Raw genomic sequence first — 16,615 nt, 5'->3', positions numbered from 1 at the left:
TGTTTATAGCTCGTCGCTATTTCTGCCAGGCCAGAGCATTGACATTGGTACCTATTTTCTTGCCTTCGGTGAGCCCGGTTTCATTATCCTGACGGGTATGAATGTTACCATAGAAACGAGAGTCGGCTGACTCCTGAGCCGCCTGTGTAAAGGATGTAAACGAACGGGCTTTGAACTCAATATTTCGCTGTGCATCTTTTGCCCGACCAATATGCGAATCATCTGTGAAAGCAAAGTTCTCCCCATACAGAGCCGTCAGCACCGTAGCGGCCGATGACGATTGGGTAGCATGGCCCGATGGAAAACCCGGAAAGGGAGGAGCAGGCCAGAATGCTGTCCAGCTAGGGTCAATGGCGAGTCGGATATAGGTGTAAGGCCGGATGTTGTTGTAGACATACTTACAGCGCCAGCAAAGGGTAAAGGCGTCGGCGACTGAAATGCCTGTGCGAGCAAACGTTTCGGCTGCTTTGGCCAGCGTCGCTTTGGCTGTTAAAGCCGCAATTCGGGCGATGCTATACGAGTGACCCGGTGGCGTAAAGGTTTCGGCGGGATTATCGGCCCACCAAACGGCAATCTCCTTTTCGGTTTGGGTTAAGTTTTTTGATTTGGTGTATACATCAAAATACTGGGCAAACGTAGCCGACTTTGCATCTGTTGAATAGGGCAGAGGCTTGGGCATGGGTAGTTCGTTATTGGCTTTTACAAACGTCCGATTTTGTCCCCAATATGGTTGCATTGGAATTTTCTGACCGTTTTCAGTAGGTTGCCATAGACCGGCACCTGTTGGGACAACGTAACTAGCTGGAAAATTACGCGAGTAACCAGCATCGCCCCCGTCGGTTTTGGACCAATCGAACAGCGCAGCTGCAATCTTCTTCCCAAACTCAGCGGAGCGCTGATTCACGGTTTCATCCGTTTCTTTGAAAGCGGTTAGCAGGGCTGTTTCCAGCGAATCAATCGTCGCTTTATTGGCCGCACTTGTGGTCGGATATAGGCTCCGGAGCATAGCAGCCTCGGCCGCATTGGCACTTAAAGCCCAGTTATAGATTTGTCCCGATTCGACTTGTGGTAAGGCGGTAAGCCCCTGCAACTGGCCAACAAGTGACTTGCCCGTTGGCATGCCCGGCACGACAGCCTCGTACATGGCTATGCCCGCATATCCATACGCCCGTGAGGCTACTGGTGGCGTAAAACCAGCCGTAGATTTAGTTATTTTTAGTTGTAAGGCAGCCCATTGAGTGGCTACGTCACCGGTATACTGGTCGGCAGATTTGCCACCGGGCGTAACAACAGGATCTGTATCGGGTTGAACACGGCAGGCCTGTAGGGACGCAAGCAGGAGCAGGCTGGCCAACAAGCCCAGATAGCTTCGGTAGATACTTGTTGGGATATAAGAGGGTTTATGGGTTACGGTGGGGAAAGGTACATTCATGATTGATTACGGTAAAAAAGTCGTGTCATTCTATAGTGGGGCTGAGTCTCAATAAGGACGGGTAGCAAAAACGCTGCCAGAATAAATTAACTTATGAATGCTTCCTGAGTAACCGGTAAACAAGCGCGAAACTTTCGCTGTACATTTGATAATCTATTTTAACCAGTACCTGATCAATGCGAATTCCTGAAGAAACAGTTGAGCGAATCCGTCAGTCAACCGACATTCTGGAGGTCATAAACGACTTTGTATCCTTAAAGAAACGGGGCAGTAATTACATTGCCTGTTGCCCGTTTCACAATGAGAAAACGCCATCATTCAACGTCAATCCCACTCGGCAAATTTATAAATGCTTCGGTTGTGGTAAGGCAGGTGATGCTGTCCGTTTTGTAATGGACATCGAAAATATTGGCTATGGAGAAGCACTGCGCTATCTGGCCAAAAAGTATGGCGTTGAGATTGAGGAACAAGAACAAACGCCGGAAGATTTACTCCGCCAGAATGAACGTGAGAGCTTATTGATTGTTCTCAACTTTGCGAAGACTTTTTTTCAGGAGACCATGCGAACGACTGACGAAGGGAAGAGCATCGGCCTGAGTTATTTCCGGGAAAGAGGATTCACAAACCCTACCATCGACGCCTTTGAGCTTGGCTATACATTAGACCAATGGGATGCCCTGTTGAAAGAAGGCCAGCGCCGGGGTTACAGTCGTGATTTGCTCGAAAAGGCCGGGTTAATTTTAATCAAAGACGGCACAGCAGGGGGCGAAAAAAAGGTATTTGATCGGTTCCGGGGGCGGGTTATGTTTCCTATCCACAACGTATCGGGGCGGGTCATTGCTTTCGGGGCCAGAATTCTGAAAGTCGATAAAAATCAGCCTAAATATCTCAATTCGCCCGAAACGACGGTCTACCATAAAAGTCAGGTTTTATACGGGATTTTTCAGGCTAAGCAGGCCATACGCCAAGAAGACGTCTGTTACCTGACGGAAGGGTATACCGATGTGATCTCCCTGCATCAGGCCGGTATAAAAAACGTAGTGGCGTCATCGGGTACGTCGCTCACGACGGAGCAAATCCGATTGATTTCCCGCTTTACGCCTAATGTTACCATTCTCTATGACGGTGATGCCGCTGGCATTAAGGCGGCTCTGCGTGGGCTGGACATGGTACTTGAAGAAGGGCTTAATCTTAAACTGTTGCTGTTGCCCGATGGCGAAGACCCCGACAGTTACGTACACAAGGTAGGAGCCGATGCGTTTAAAACGTATATCCGGGAACACTCACAAGACTTTATCGACTTTAAAGCCAGTCAATGGTTAACCGAAGCGGGTGATAATCCACTTAAGCGGGCAGAAGGTATTTCGGACGTTTGTGCCAGCATTACCAGAATACCCGATCCGCTTAAGCGTCAGACGCTCTCGCAACGGGTAGCGCAGGTGTTTCATGTCAGCGAACAGTCAGTTATTTCTGAGATAAACCGTCTACTTCGTAAGCAGCAGGATCAAAGCAAAAAGGATGTTGAACGCCAGCAGCGGGTAGGCGATAATGGTAAAAAAAACACATCGGGCTCGATGAATAGCCCGACCGAGCCATCTTTTGAGGATATAAATTCGCTACTCGATGGGTTTAGCGCTGAACCATTTGATCAGGCACCTACGCCCAACGGTTCAGAGCCAGACAGATTCTACAGAGATGAGCGTGTAAAGCCCGTTAGAACGCCTATATCCTATCAGGAAGAGGAGTGTGTCAGGTTATTGATTAATTACGGTACGCGTGAACTGGAGCCCGGTATAACGCTCTGTCAGTATGTGCTGAGCGAGCTGCACGAGATCGATTTTCAAACGTCACCTTATGACCTTATTCTAACCTTATTCAGGGAGGCTTACAGCCGGGGGGATATTCTGACGGCCAATGATTTTTTAAATCGCCGTTCCGATGCCCCTGAGCGATCGGATGATGTCGCGCTTCAAAGCCAGGCGATTCACCTAACAACCCCTCGATATGAGATTAGTGGTGGATGGCTGAAGCATGAGATTCTCGTGCCTTCAGAAGAAGAGGTCGGGATTCTGGCGGACTCGGCTTATCGGAATATTCTACGAATAAAAAAGATGCTGGCCGAACAGCGTATGGCCACATTACAACAACTACTTCGTGAAGCCAGTAATAAATCGGCAGATGAGGCTGACCAGTTGTTAGCGGAGTTTATGCATTTCAAACGAATCGACATTGAAATTTCAAGCCTTCTCGGTACGGTGATTTCTGGGTAGGCACCAAAGCCGATATAAAAAAAGCCCCGGCAATGCCGGGGCTAACCTTTATAGGAGGGGAGGGTGAACACTAAGCTTGAGCGACGTGCGTGACGCTAATCAGTTCGACATCAATTTGTCGATTCAACTCATCCAGCAAATTAGCATGTGAATAGAGTTGACCAGGTTTAGATAACTGAGCCGGTTGACCTGTCTTTTGGTTTGACATGTCAATCAGTAAGGTCATCAGTACATCGCCCATATGTTGCCGCAAGGCGACAAGCCGGTTCAACCGAGCCCGGTTCGCTGTGGGCTTCCGACGAGATGCTGTCTGTAACGTATTGATCAGGCGATCCAATTTAGCAAAGCGGTAATGAAAAGCTTCCGTTGCCTGCGCCCATGCTAAAATGACTTTTTGGATCTCCTCTTCTGAGGCTTCGTAGCCAAACGATATTGCTGATTCTTCCTGATTCATCATTCGATGGTCAAATATGTGTTGTGCAATTGGATGATCAAAAATAGGCGCCTATTTAGGCTGAAAGCAAGCCGGTTTGCGTGAAATCACCATTTTCCCGGACGAAATCACCCAAATAGTTTTGACTAAATAGGTGATTTCGTCCGGAAAAAGGTTGATTTCATCCGTCGAGTATTGCCGAATGGCCTTTATCGTTGTTACCTTGTTCCACCTATAGATGTAAATGATCATGAATCAAGTAGACAGTCGTGAAGAACTCACAAAAAAGTTCGCGATTCGGCGACGGGACTTCTCAATCCTCGTTGCCCAATCTGAGTTATTTAATTGCGAGGTTTTGAGTCAGCTATTGAAAGAGCAAGGCTATAATGTTGTAGGCCGGGCGGTTGAGATGGAAGACACATTACAGCAAATCAGAGTGAAGCGCCCGCAGTGTGTAATTCTGGAAGCGGAAATTTCAGGTCAGCAGAGCTTTGGGATTGTTGAGCAGATGCAACAATCGAATCAGCAAACAAAGTTTATCCTGTATACCCGCAATTCTGATTTGAGAATGGTAGCTAATGCTATGCAGATTGGCTTCTTTGGGTTTCTGTATGCTACAGATGGCCTGGATGAGTTGTACCGCTGCTTTCAGACGGTTAGCAATGGGGGCTGTTATTACAGTAATGGCTTTATGAACTTGCTGAAAGGGTATGGCGTAGACGTGATCTCTGATTCTACCCGTGCCGAACTCAGTCGCCTGACCCAGCGTGAACGGGAAGTATTACGCATGATTGCAAATGGGCATACTGCCACTGATATTGCTGATAAACTGAATATTAGCTATCGGACGGCTGTAAATCACAAAGCACACATAGCTAAAAAACTCCAGTTGAACAGCTGCCGTCAGTTACCAAAATATGGTATAGCGGTTAAAAATTACTTGTAAAATGCCTTTAGGTAGCCAACATAAATGAATCGGACGTAGCAAACGGCCCCTGACCACTCTGAAGCCATTCTCTAAATTCCTGCATTCGTGCGCGGGGAACGATAATGTCGTGGCCTTCAGGTGTGTTTACGCGGACAATATATTTCCCATTTTCCCAGTAGGCATAGTTTAAAACAGCCTGCCGGTTAACAATATAGTCTCGTTTTATCCGGAAGAACTGGGTGGGGTCTAACTCTGCCTCCAGTTCGTTCAGTGTTTTACTGATCATATATCTCCCTTTGGCCAACTCAGCGTAGTAAAATCGCTCCTCAATGGTAAAATAATAAACGTCGTTTACAGGGAAATCAAGTTCGCCGAGTAAGTTCTTTCCTTTTAGATAGGTAAGAAAAGAAGAAGGTACAATGGGTTTTGGCAGAAATGTTGCGGATAGCGCTAATGCTTCCTGAGCAGCTTTGGCAGCTTCTGCCTCAGCGATCTCTTGGGCTTCCCGGCGTTGGTGCAAGAAGTCCTGGAGAAGAGAAATGTTAAGAGCTGTGTAACCAATCAAAAGTACTGGGAAGAAATACATGAAGTAGACATGCCATGTATACGTATCGACTATATACGATTTCCAGTAATTGCTGAAGGAATAAGTAGGGTACTGTTCTAATAAAAAACGAATGGTCTGTGTAACCGGATCAAACAGCCAAAAGGCTAAGGCCAAAACTGGTAGGAAACGTAGCTCATAACGGCCTATTTCTTTCCAGGTGTTTTCGACGATTTCCATATTAAACCACTTATGGAAACGATTGACAAGCGATATAGTAATAAACAAGGTGAATAATTCCGGAATTAGGAACTTAACCAGAAATACGCCTACATAGTAGAAATAGCCGCCGGCTTTTTCCACCTTATGTGCTTTTATATCATAACCGATAGACCACGAAATAGCCTCAATAAGCACGATAATACTGAACAGTATGATAACACTGTTGGTCGGTTTATTTAGGAAGCCCCGTGTTAGTCGAATTTCCTTCATGCTGTCCCCTTATTCAAATATCATACTAATATACTAGTAATATTTAACTAATTCCAAGTTCGGATAGTGACTTTTTCTTCATTGATGACCCTTGCTTCAGCCAGTAGCTTTGTATCAACAAAAAGGCGCTGTTCAGGCGCTGATCAAACAAAGCAACTTCTAACTATCATTTAAACAATAGGTCATCATGAAAAAGCAATTCACTATCAAACCAGCTCAAGTTGTTAAAGCCATCACCAATTCGGTAGCTAAGTCAGAATCAGCCAACGTATTGAAATTTCTTGCAGATGGCGCTTGCTGCAGCAGCTTCGATCTGTCGAAAATGGTAGCAACCCGCTAATTTATATAGGTTATACTAACTGCAAAGCAACTTCTAACCATCATTTAAACAATAGGTCATCATGAAAAAGCAATTCACTATCAAACCAGCTCAAGTTGTTAAAGCCATCACCAATTCGGTAGCTAAGTCAGAATCAGCCAACGTATTGAAATTTCTTGCAGATGGCGCTTGCTGCAGCAGCTTCGATCTGTCGAAAATGGTAGCAACCCGCTAATTTATATAGGCCATGCTAACCGCAAAGCAACTTTATAAGCAAGAGCTGGAGAATTGCCGTAAACACTTTGAGCAGGTAGACCTCGAAAAAGAACAAGGATACCTGATGAAGTTTACAACGTTCTCAGCTACCGTTGGGAACCTCCTGCCCGATGTACCCCGCAACAGACATGCAACAATGTTCAGTCAATTATTGTTGCAGCAAGTTTTTACCACGTTTGATCAGGAATGTTTAGCTGCTGGCGATCTGGTAAAACTGCGTGGGGCGCATAAAATGCTGAAGAAGGAAGCGGGACCCCGTATTTATTGTACCTATCACCTCGGTTCTTACCGTCTACTGACCAGCATACTGTTTAGGCAGGGAGTAGATTGTGTATTGCTGGTGGGTAGTAACATGAATCGGGCCCAGGGCGATGGCATGGCAGAACATATTGAAGGATTACGCAAAAAACATGGGTTAACGAATGTTTTTCGCGTAGTTGAAACAGGAAGTCCCTCAGCTGGACTGACGGTTCTGCGGGAGTTGAAAGCCGGACGATCATTGATCGTATATGTGGATGGTAGCCCGGAAACGGCACCTGAAGCGGGTGACGAAGCGCAGTTTCTGTCCGTGCGATTCGGAAATCGTCGGGTTAAAACCCGCAAAGGGGTTGGTTATCTCTCGCATGCAACAGGTATTCCCATTATACCCGTCGTGAGCTATCGACAGCCCGACATGACCAATGTTTTACATTGCCTGAAACCAATTCGACCCATTGCGCAAAGTGATCGGGAGATCTATTGTCAGGAAGCTATGCAGCAGATTTATGATGCTTTTTGGCCATTCCTGAATCAATATCCCGAACAGTGGGAAGGTTGGAATTATATACATTCATTCTTAGAGCCTGAAATGCCTAAAGACGGGCTTTCTCGACGGGGAGGCATTCGGCCTGCCTTTAATGAAGAGCGATATTCACTGTGTGATCTTCAACAGGCACCGATCCTTTTTGATCGACAGCTCTACCAAACGTATGAGATAACTGAAGACTTGCGTGATTTATTACTCAACCTAAATGGAGTTGAGTCGGTAGAAGAAGTTGTAGGAGAGGAAATTTTCGGAGAGTTACTGGAAATGGAAGTGCTTCGTTAATCAACGTTCTGGTTTGACATAAATGAGGGCCGAATCTAGTACTAGATTCGGCCCTCATTTATGTCAGAAACGTAGTAAAATTTTACTACGTTTCTACCCATTTGTACCTACTTCGATTTCCTCTCCCGACTTGTTGAAAAATTTGAAATTCACAATACCAAGTGAGGTGTCCTTGACCAATTTCACCCATACTTTATACTTCATATACCACTGAACCTGCTTCGAGTAGATTCCTTTTGTGTAATAAGCATAAAGAAAGGGATTCATTGAGATCGAAATGCCACGCTCATTTTGCTTGGTCAGTATATAATCAAGATTGTTTTCAATGACGTCGGTTACTAGAACACTGGCTTGAATGGTGCCCGTGCCTCCGCAAGTTGGGCAAACTTCTCTGGTAACAATATTCATCTCAGGCCGGACACGCTGGCGCGTAATCTGCATGAGGCCAAACTTCGTTAAAGGAAGGATCGTAAACTTCGATCGCTCGGGTTTCATCTCATCGCGCATGATGTCCTGCAGCAGCTTTTTATTCTCTGCTTTCTTCATGTCGATGAAATCAATAACAATAATGCCACCCATGTCGCGCAATCGAAGCTGGCGGGCTATCTCCTTAGCCGCTTCGCGGTTGACGCTTACGGCAGTTGCTTCCTGGTCTTCTTCAGAATTTGATTTATTGCCGCTGTTTACATCAATAACGTGCAGCGCTTCGGTATGCTCAATAATCAAATAACCACCGCCTGGTAAACTAACAGATCGGCCAAATAACGATTTTAGCTGTTTTTCGAGCCCTAATGCTTCAAAAACCTTCGTTTTACCCGTGTGAAGTTTAACAATTTTCTCCTTGTCGGGGGCAATCGTGTGAATGTAATCTCTGATTTCGTCAAATGACTCGCGCGTATCTACAGTAATACTCTCAAATGATTCGTTGAGCATATCCCGTAAAATTGACGAAGCACGGTTCATTTCGCCCAGTATTCTATCGCGGGGCTTGGCATCGGCCAGGGACTTTATGGCCTGGTCCCACTTAGCTAGTGAGTTTTGCAGGTCTCGGTCGAGTTCTTCAACGTCTTTATCCTGGGCGACAGTCCGGACAATAACGCCAAAGTTTTTGGGTTTAAGCGACGACATCAGCCGCATCAACCGCGACCGCTCGGCACGGTCAGTAATTTTTTTAGATAGGTTTACGCCATCTGAAAAGGGCACCAGAACTAAATAGCGTCCGGCAATAGAAATGTCGCAGGAAAGGCGTGGACCTTTGGTTGAGATAGGTTCTTTAACTATCTGAACCAGAATGGGCGCGTTTTTCGTCAGTACCTTATCGATTTTCCCAATTTTTTCGATAACGGGCTCCAATTGATTCGCATTGAGCCGTCCGGTAGTGACGCGCTTGGCAATTACATCTTTGACCAGCTTGTTGAGCGAATTAATATTCGGCCCCAAGTCCTGATAGTGCAAGAAACCATCTTTTTCGTGACCAACATCAACAAACGCTGCGTTGAGGCCCGAGGATAATTTTTTGACTGTTCCTAAGTATAGATCGCCAACGGTGAAGCTGCTGTCTAACTCTTCTTCGTGATACTCCAGCAATCTCTTGTTTTGCAAGAGCGCAATCCGATCACCTTTCTGAGTCGAACTGATAACTAATTCATTACTCACAAGATGAATGTACGGTTAGAATGGCTGTATAAAAAGAAAGAAGCCACGTTCGGGCTTTGCAGACCGGCCGAGGCTTCTACAAAATAGTTTACAGTTTGTCATTTGCGGTTGGCTGACGCAGGAGTATATGGCGCGTCAGCCAACCGTAAACGACAAACTGTAAACTATTTTTTCTTATGCCGATTTTTTCTTAGCCGTTTCTTCCGCTTGTGAGTGGCAATCTTGTGCCGTTTCCGTTTCTTACCGCAAGGCATAGTTAAACAGTGTTTAATGGTTGAAAATACATATCGGCCGCCCACCCGGACGGCTTGAAAAGTTTATAGTGTTAAAGTTATACGGTTATCCTGTTGATAGACAGTTTCTTAACAACTTTTCTACTCTATAACTCAATGGGATAGTCGCTCTTCGTACTCGCGTACAGCGGCTAGAATCTGCGGGTCTTTCTCCTGCTTCTTTACCTGAGCGAGCACTTGTCTGGCCTCGGCTTTCTGACCGGCCTCGGCTAAACTAACGCCTAGATAAAACTGCGCTTTTCGGCTTGTTGGGTTATTCACCAAAATTTGCCGGAATCGCTCAATTGCCCGTTCGTACTGGTTCGACCGCATAGATAGCAGACCCAGGTTAAACAGGGCTAATTCATTTGTTGGTTCCTGTTTTAATACCTCGCGTAGCAGCATAATGCCCTGCATTGGCGTATCGGTATTTACATAGGTCATGGCCATATTTGCCTTGGCCGACAGCAGATTCGGGTTTTTAGCCAGCGCCTGTTGGTAAAACTGCCGGGTCTTCTGACCCAAAATGGCTGTTTTCTTATCGTCTACGGCAAATGTATACGCTTCGAAATACTCATCGCCAGCCCGTACCAGCGTTCGCTCATTGGGCTGGGCTAAGGCAACCAGTTCCGCATAATGCGCAGCGCTATCATAGCGGGTGGCTTCACGGAACAGGTTGATCAGCTTCAGGCCAACCGCTTCTTTCTGTGCCGGGCTAGCGGAGGCAAACGCTGTTTCCAGTGTTTCTATCTGCTTCCGTTGCGCTGGCGATACAGGCTTCTCGTGGATTGCCGACGCGTCGGCCCCGTTTCTGGTCGATTGTTCGTTGGGAGAATTCGTTCCTGCTTGAACAGTGTTGGGCGCTTGCATTGCATGACCTCCAGAGGTTGCTGTAGCAATCTGTTTATCTTCATTGCGTACGACCACTTTCGGGCGGGTATATAACCCAACCGTTAGAGCTGCAGCCAGCAGAATAACAAACAACACAGATTTGTTCATAGGAGATTTGTGTTACAAGGCAAACGCCCTGACCTGTTCGATTCAGGTTACTTGTCTTACTCCGCCGTTACTTTGGCTTTGTCGCTGGTTTTCACCTGCTCAACAAATACTTTGGCGGGTTTAAAGCTGGGAATAAAATGCTCATCAATTACCATAGCAGTATTCTTTGAGATATTCCGGGCTACTTTCTTGGCTCTTTTCTTGTTGATGAAGCTGCCGAACCCTCTCACATAAATGTTCTCTCCCTCGGCCAGCGAGTCCTTAACTACTGAAAAGAAAGTTTCCAGCGTGTTTGTCACTTCTGCCTTGTCAATTCCGGTCTTATCGGAGATCTCGGCAATTACATCTGCTTTCGTCACGACTTCTTAAACTTTAACGTTTACTGTATTGTTGAAAATTGGGGTCTCAAAAATGGGAGCACAAAGGTAGGGGTTTCCCATAAATTATAAAACCCTGTACTCTCGTTTTTCTAAGTAACGACTTAATTTTTCGTTTTATTTTGAATTGGCAATCAGACTCTAACGGTATCCGAACCACGTTTGCACCCATACTGGAACAGTGGTATGCGTTGCATAAACGAGACCTTCCATGGCGCCATACCGTTGATCCCTATCGCATTTGGTTGTCGGAAATAATTCTCCAGCAAACCCGCGTTGCGCAGGGAAAACCGTATTATGAACGCTTTGTCGAAGCCTACCCAACGGTAGTGGATATGGCCCAGGCTGATGAGCGGGAGCTGCTCCGCCTTTGGCAGGGACTCGGTTATTACTCCCGCGCTCGAAACCTTCACCAGACTGCCCGCTATGTAACTGATAAATTGGCCGGTAAGTTTCCGGATACCTACCATGACCTCTTGAAAATGAAGGGAATAGGTACGTATACCGCAGCCGCCATAGCTTCATTTGCGTTCGGTGAGCGAGTGCCTGTGGTTGATGGAAACGTGTATCGAGTATTGGCACGTGTGTTTGGGATTACCGAAGACATCACCACGACGGCGGCCAAGAAAACGTTTGCTAGCCTGGCCATGCAACTGATTCAATCGGCTAATGATCCAGCCACCTATAATCAGGCAATCATGGAGTTTGGGGCCATTCATTGTACGCCCGTTGCGCCCGACTGCCTTTTGTGTCCGGTTCAGCAGCAATGTGCCGCTTTTCTGACCGGTCGGCAGCACCTGCTGCCCGTTAAATCGAAAAAAGCACCTGTGCGTGAGCGGTTTTTCAATTACTTTATTTTCAGACACAATGGCCGCCTGGCTCTTCGGGAGCGAACTACCCGCGACATTTGGCAAAATCTCTATGATTTTCACTTGCAGGAAACCGATGAGCCAAAAACTGCGTTGCGAGACATACCATTAGCCGATCTGGTTGGCCAGATCATTCAGGAGGGCGTCCTGGTTGCCCCGCCCGTTGAATCGGTACAATTATTGTCCCATCAACGAATACGGGCTAAATTTTACCTGATTGATGTGCCGGATGCGTTGGCTAATAGCTTGCCGATTGACTTACAATGGTATTTGCCAACGGAGATAAGTAAACTACCTAAGCCTGTTTTGATTACAAACTATTTGGACCAGCAGTTTGGATAAGTTGCTATAATTCACTATCTTTAATTGTCTAAACGCTACCTATTTTTAAGAAGTAACCAACAAAACAAAGAGTATGGCAAGTCTTAATAAGATGACAATTATCGGTAACTTGGGAGCTGATCCTGAAGTACGTTATCTGGACGGCGGAGCTGTCGTCGCTACGTTTAACGTGGCAACTACCGAAAAATATACCAATCGGAATGGCGAAAAAGTGGAGCAAACCGAGTGGTTTCGGGTTGAGCTATGGAATGAACAGGCTAAAGTAGCTGAGAAATACTTAAAGAAAGGCAATTCAGTATACGTTGAAGGCCGTTTACGGACGGAGTTGTGGACAGATAAAGAAGGTAAAGAGCGGACTTCGTTACGCGTGCGGGCAAACACCATGCAACTGCTGGGTAGTCCAAATGATGGCCGTCAGGATGAGCCCTCGTACGAGGCTCCCCGGCAGCAGGCAGCGCCGACACAGCCAGCCAGCGCTCCCCGTCAGCCAGCAGCTCCAACCCCACGTCAGCAGCCAGTGCAACGTCGGGAGCCCGAACCAGTACCCTTTGAGAGCAATAGTAGCGATGACGATTTACCGTTCTAACCTACGTAGCGCGCTCACTTGTTGAACGAGATTTGATATACATGGACCTTAGTGATCCTCTTCCTCGACAGGTGCTCCTGGCCACAGACGGCTGGGGCACCTATTTTGATTTATACGGCCCCTATACGGCGCTTATTTTATTACTGCTTACGCTGGCTGGTTTAGTATCAGCTTCCGAAGCAGCCTTCTTCTCGTTATCGCCTGATGATCGGGCTTCCTGCCGGGATAGCCATTTGGCCGATGACCAGCGTATTGCCAGCCTTCTCGAACGGCCAAAAAGGCTTCTGGCTTCGCTGGTGATCTTTAATAACCTATTGAATATAGCTATTGTCGTTATTGTCACCTACCTGACCTGGGAGTTCTCCCAAACATCGCAGGGGCTGGGCTGGGTATTGCCTGTTGTCACATTGGCAACCACCATTGCCATTGTATTATTTGGGGAAATAGTACCTAAAGTATATGCTAGTCAGAACAACCTGACTGTGGCGCGTAAAACGGCATCGCTGGCAAAAATCGGTCTGGCCGTATTTCGGCCGCTGGCTATGGTTTTGGTTAATTTGAGCAATCAGGTTGACCGTCGAATTGAACGCAAAGGCTATAAATTGTCCGTTGAAGAGTTGAGTCAGGCCGTTGAATTGACGGGCACGAACGCTACAGTTGAGGAGAAAGAAATCCTTAAAGGAATTGTTAATTTCAGCAACCTGACGGCCCGTCAAGTGATGCGTGCCCGATTGGATATTTCTGCGGTTGAGGACGATCTGACATTTAGTGAACTCATGGAGCAGATTAATGCATCAGGCTACTCTAGAGTACCCGTTTTCCATGAATCGCTCGACCAGATCGAGGGTATCTTATACATCAAAGATTTGTTAACGCACATTCATCAGGATGATTCGTTCAACTGGCAATCATTGCTGCGGCCAGCATTCTTTATTCCGGAAAACAAGAAGGTGGATGACCTCTTGCAGGACTTTCAAAAACGCCGTGTGCATATGGCTGTTGTGGTTGACGAATACGGTGGTACGCGGGGGCTGGTTACACTGGAAGATATTATTGAAGAAATATTTGGTGAGATCAACGACGAGTTCGATGACGAAGCTCCTCTTGGCTACAGGAGGGAAGATGACAGTTCGGTCGTCTTTGAAGGGAAAATACCACTTACCGATGTATGTCGGGTCTTAAATGTCGACGCAACCACATTTGAAGCCGTTCAAGGCGATAGTGAATCACTTGGCGGATTGCTGTTAGAGCTGTTTAACCACTTGCCTAAACCTGGTGAAGAGATTACCTGCGCTGGATTTCTCTTCCAGGTTTTATCCGCAGATGATAAACGCATCAACGAAGTACGGGTCAAAAAAAGTAACCAGAACATAGAGGCTGGTTAGGAAGGACCATATCCTTATATACACTATCTACCGTTTAGTAATTAGTGGTCATGAAAACAGCTAGCTTTGAGTAAGTTTACTCGAAGCTAACTATCCAAACATATGACCAGTATTCTTACTAAATTGAAAACTGTTGCCAAACAGGTATTGCGTCCAGAACAAAAAGCGAAATATATTACAGAATTTGCCTATGATTCATTGCCCTGGATCGACAAGAGCGATGCTGACATTGACGCTTTTGTCAAGCAGTTTCCGGCAGCCAAAGAATTACCATATGATTTAGGTGAAAAACTACTATTCTGGCGCGAGAACGGATACGTCATTTTGGGGCAGGCTATCCCAACGGAATGGCTCGATCAGCTTTGGCGCGAAATTGAAGAATTGATTGAGCACCACGAAAAATACCAGACTCAGGTACGTATCGACCTGCCAGAATACCAGGCCAATCCGGTGCAGCCCGTAAAAGATGTTCCTAAATCTGTGTTGAACGGGCCGTTTCTCAAATTCAACGATTTCCACGATAATTCGGTGATTGGCAAAAAGATAATGCTTCACAAAAATATCGTTACTTTTCTGGAAGCTGTGTTTGGTGATAAAGTAATTGCTATGCAGAGCTTGTTGTTTAAATATGGCAGCCAGCAACCAACGCATCAGGACTTTGCTTATGTAGTCTCAGAAATTCCCAGCCACTTGGCCGCTGCCTGGATAGCCCTTGAGGATGTACACATTGATTCAGGGCCGCTATCGTATTATCCAGGTTCGCATAAAATCAAGAAGTTTGATTTTGGCAATGGTATCTTTTTCAACGGTAAATCAACGTTGAATCCGAATGATTTTGCCAAGTATCTCGATGCTGCCTGTCAGCGGGCCGGACTCAAGAAGAAAACGCTGCTTATCAAAAAAGGGGAGGTCTTAATCTGGCATGCTGCTTTAGCACACGGCGGGGAGGAAATTCGTAATCCAGCTCAAACCCGAAAGTCTTACGTATGCCATTACTCGTCAGAAAAAGCCTATAAGCATCATCGTCAAAGCCCGACCACTGAGCCTGTACGGCGTACGATGAATGGTGCCGACGTGTTCGTTAACCCAACAATGCCTGATCAGGAGGATATATTTGATCAAGGCAAGATGATGTAAGCAAAAAATTTTGCTTATGGCTGGTAGTGATTACACCCAGAGTCCGCGACCCTGGTTGTAATCGTTGCCGATACGCTGGATTTCGCTGGCAGAATACGTCAGGAAGCCTTTTTTGCGCAATTCGCGCAGCCGTTTCTTTTCAATAAAAGACAGCTTCCCATCCACGAGAACCCCAAAAACGATAAGTCGTTCAAGACTCCGGCGCACCTCAACGGGGGCCTGAGATACCTGCTCCAGAAAGTTACCGGTTAGGGCTGCATCAGCCTTCAGGTCAAAACGGTCAATGAGCGTTTCGGTGAGCAGAAAGTGGGCATAGTTGTATTGCCGCTTAAGGATTGCCACATACTGTAGCGCTTCCAGAAGTAAGGGCCGTAACTGGTCGTTCTTTCCCCATTCTTCGTGCAGTTCATGGACAAATTCCCGGATCGTTGTCGGCGCCATGACACGGACCTGGGCCTCATGAAGTACCTGCCAGGAAGCCCAGGCGTTCCAAAAGGCATAAATTGGCATGCCGGCTAAGTCTGTTAGCTGACGCAGCATGTAACGTCCCAAAAATCGTTTTAATAAAAACTTAAGGGCTAAATTACTCAACGCTGCTTTCATCATATTCAGCAGGAAGTAAATTGTGAGCCCCCAACGCGGCATATTCAAATAAGGATCGATGCCAAAACGTAAAATGCCCCTATTCGTTTTTTCGAGCGCAGCGTCGGCTAAGGCCTGCAAGTGTCGGTCATATTGTGCATCGTGGGCGTTGGGAAACTGACAAATACGCATGATTGTCTTTACCCCGCGGAGGTTTAACATAACCAGCATATTCACTTCCAGATACACCAGCAACACCCCGTATAGCATTGTAATCAGCGGCAACTCATACGTATTGCCAAAAAACGAAACGGTGGTATTGGAAAATAAATCCGGCCACATATACTGAGGTCCGTATAGCAGAACAACACCCATAATGCCGAGCACGGAGGCAATACTCAGGGTAACGATTTTTGTCCGTCTGATTACGCGACTCTCAATGGAATTCAGTACATACGGTTCATCGGCTGGATGTGATGTATCCAGGGATTGACGCAGGTAACGAAGCGCCAAATGGTCGAATGGACCTGTGCTGTCATTAGGTGGCCGAGTGGACATTATCTTAATGTTAACAGTGAGTTGATTTGTAAACTATCAAATGGCAACTGTTGTTGGCAAAACGCTCGTTT

At 46.4% G+C, this 16,615-nt stretch carries 16 protein-coding genes; 9 read left to right on the top strand and 7 right to left on the bottom strand.

Translation table 11 applies throughout. The annotated features are described in order from the left end of the window. Window positions 1-16: 16 nt before the first annotated feature. On the bottom strand, window positions 17-1,432 hold the full coding sequence (locus SD10_RS23040) for a vanadium-dependent haloperoxidase (protein ID WP_082111674.1): 1,416 nt from the start codon (window positions 1,430-1,432) through the stop codon (window positions 17-19). A 176-nt stretch (window positions 1,433-1,608) separates the two neighbouring features. Here SD10_RS23040 and dnaG point away from each other — a divergent pair, with 176 nt between their 5' ends. Next, window positions 1,609-3,702 carry a DNA primase gene (gene dnaG, locus SD10_RS23035; protein WP_046577086.1) on the top strand — a complete coding sequence of 698 codons (2,094 nt, stop codon included), beginning with the start codon at window positions 1,609-1,611 and terminating at the stop codon, window positions 3,700-3,702. 70 nt (window positions 3,703-3,772) lie between these two features. Here dnaG and SD10_RS23030 read toward each other — a convergent pair whose 3' ends face one another. Continuing rightward, window positions 3,773-4,159, bottom strand: coding sequence for a hypothetical protein (locus SD10_RS23030; protein WP_227699050.1), 387 nt, complete (start codon window positions 4,157-4,159; stop codon window positions 3,773-3,775). Window positions 4,160-4,385: 226 nt separating this feature from the next. Between SD10_RS23030 and SD10_RS23020 the strand changes: the two genes are divergently transcribed. Continuing rightward, complete coding sequence (locus tag SD10_RS23020) at window positions 4,386-5,081, top strand: LuxR C-terminal-related transcriptional regulator (RefSeq protein WP_046580019.1); 696 nt, start codon at window positions 4,386-4,388, stop codon at window positions 5,079-5,081. 7 nt (window positions 5,082-5,088) lie between these two features. Here the strand turns inward: SD10_RS23020 and SD10_RS23015 are convergent, their stop codons facing one another. Next, the gene (locus tag SD10_RS23015; protein WP_046577083.1) at window positions 5,089-6,099 is read right to left on the bottom strand and encodes a LytTR family DNA-binding domain-containing protein; all 1,011 of its coding nucleotides are present in this window, start codon (window positions 6,097-6,099) and stop codon (window positions 5,089-5,091) included. A 187-nt stretch (window positions 6,100-6,286) separates the two neighbouring features. Here SD10_RS23015 and SD10_RS29840 point away from each other — a divergent pair, with 187 nt between their 5' ends. From SD10_RS29840 to SD10_RS23010, 3 genes are all read left to right on the top strand, one after another. Beyond that, a complete protein-coding gene (locus SD10_RS29840) occupies window positions 6,287-6,439 on the top strand; it encodes a hypothetical protein (RefSeq protein ID WP_169750813.1) in 153 nt (50 codons plus the stop codon). A 61-nt stretch (window positions 6,440-6,500) separates the two neighbouring features. Further along, complete coding sequence (locus SD10_RS29835; RefSeq protein ID WP_169750813.1) at window positions 6,501-6,653, top strand: hypothetical protein; 153 nt, start codon at window positions 6,501-6,503, stop codon at window positions 6,651-6,653. A 12-nt stretch (window positions 6,654-6,665) separates the two neighbouring features. Continuing rightward, window positions 6,666-7,781 carry a lysophospholipid acyltransferase family protein gene (locus SD10_RS23010; RefSeq protein WP_046577081.1) on the top strand — a complete coding sequence of 372 codons (1,116 nt, stop codon included), beginning with the start codon at window positions 6,666-6,668 and terminating at the stop codon, window positions 7,779-7,781. 93 nt (window positions 7,782-7,874) lie between these two features. Here SD10_RS23010 and SD10_RS23005 read toward each other — a convergent pair whose 3' ends face one another. The 3 genes from SD10_RS23005 to SD10_RS22995 all read right to left on the bottom strand — a co-directional run bounded on the left by SD10_RS23005 (window position 7,875) and on the right by SD10_RS22995 (window position 11,067). Further along, a complete protein-coding gene (locus SD10_RS23005; RefSeq protein WP_179945475.1) occupies window positions 7,875-9,437 on the bottom strand; it encodes an Rne/Rng family ribonuclease in 1,563 nt (520 codons plus the stop codon). Window positions 9,438-9,823: 386 nt separating this feature from the next. Next, window positions 9,824-10,708 (bottom strand): tetratricopeptide repeat protein, encoded by an 885-nt coding sequence (locus SD10_RS23000; RefSeq protein ID WP_046577078.1) that lies wholly within the window; start codon window positions 10,706-10,708, stop codon window positions 9,824-9,826. 56 nt (window positions 10,709-10,764) lie between these two features. Then, window positions 10,765-11,067, bottom strand: a complete 303-nt coding sequence (locus tag SD10_RS22995; protein ID WP_046577075.1) for an HU family DNA-binding protein — start codon at window positions 11,065-11,067, stop codon at window positions 10,765-10,767. A gap of 140 nt (window positions 11,068-11,207) precedes the next feature. On the opposite strand from SD10_RS22995, the gene mutY reads away from it, so the two are divergent. From mutY to SD10_RS22975, 4 genes are all read left to right on the top strand, one after another. Continuing rightward, on the top strand, window positions 11,208-12,296 hold the full coding sequence (gene mutY / locus SD10_RS22990) for an A/G-specific adenine glycosylase (protein WP_046577073.1): 1,089 nt from the start codon (window positions 11,208-11,210) through the stop codon (window positions 12,294-12,296). A 73-nt stretch (window positions 12,297-12,369) separates the two neighbouring features. Beyond that, window positions 12,370-12,882: a single-stranded DNA-binding protein gene (locus SD10_RS22985; protein WP_046577071.1), complete on the top strand. Its 513-nt coding sequence runs from the start codon at window positions 12,370-12,372 to the stop codon at window positions 12,880-12,882. A 41-nt stretch (window positions 12,883-12,923) separates the two neighbouring features. After that, window positions 12,924-14,267: a gliding motility-associated protein GldE gene (gene gldE, locus SD10_RS22980; protein WP_046577069.1), complete on the top strand. Its 1,344-nt coding sequence runs from the start codon at window positions 12,924-12,926 to the stop codon at window positions 14,265-14,267. 102 nt (window positions 14,268-14,369) lie between these two features. Continuing rightward, on the top strand, window positions 14,370-15,404 hold the full coding sequence (locus SD10_RS22975; RefSeq protein WP_046577068.1) for a phytanoyl-CoA dioxygenase family protein: 1,035 nt from the start codon (window positions 14,370-14,372) through the stop codon (window positions 15,402-15,404). Between the two features lie 30 nt (window positions 15,405-15,434). Here the strand turns inward: SD10_RS22975 and SD10_RS22970 are convergent, their stop codons facing one another. Continuing rightward, complete coding sequence (locus tag SD10_RS22970; RefSeq protein ID WP_046577066.1) at window positions 15,435-16,544, bottom strand: LBF_2804 family protein; 1,110 nt, start codon at window positions 16,542-16,544, stop codon at window positions 15,435-15,437. Window positions 16,545-16,615 lie beyond the last annotated feature (71 nt).

The sequence above is a fragment of the Spirosoma radiotolerans genome (assembly GCF_000974425.1).
Taxonomy (GTDB): domain Bacteria; phylum Bacteroidota; class Bacteroidia; order Cytophagales; family Spirosomataceae; genus Spirosoma; species Spirosoma radiotolerans.
This window is presented reverse-complemented; position numbering and strand designations above follow the sequence as displayed.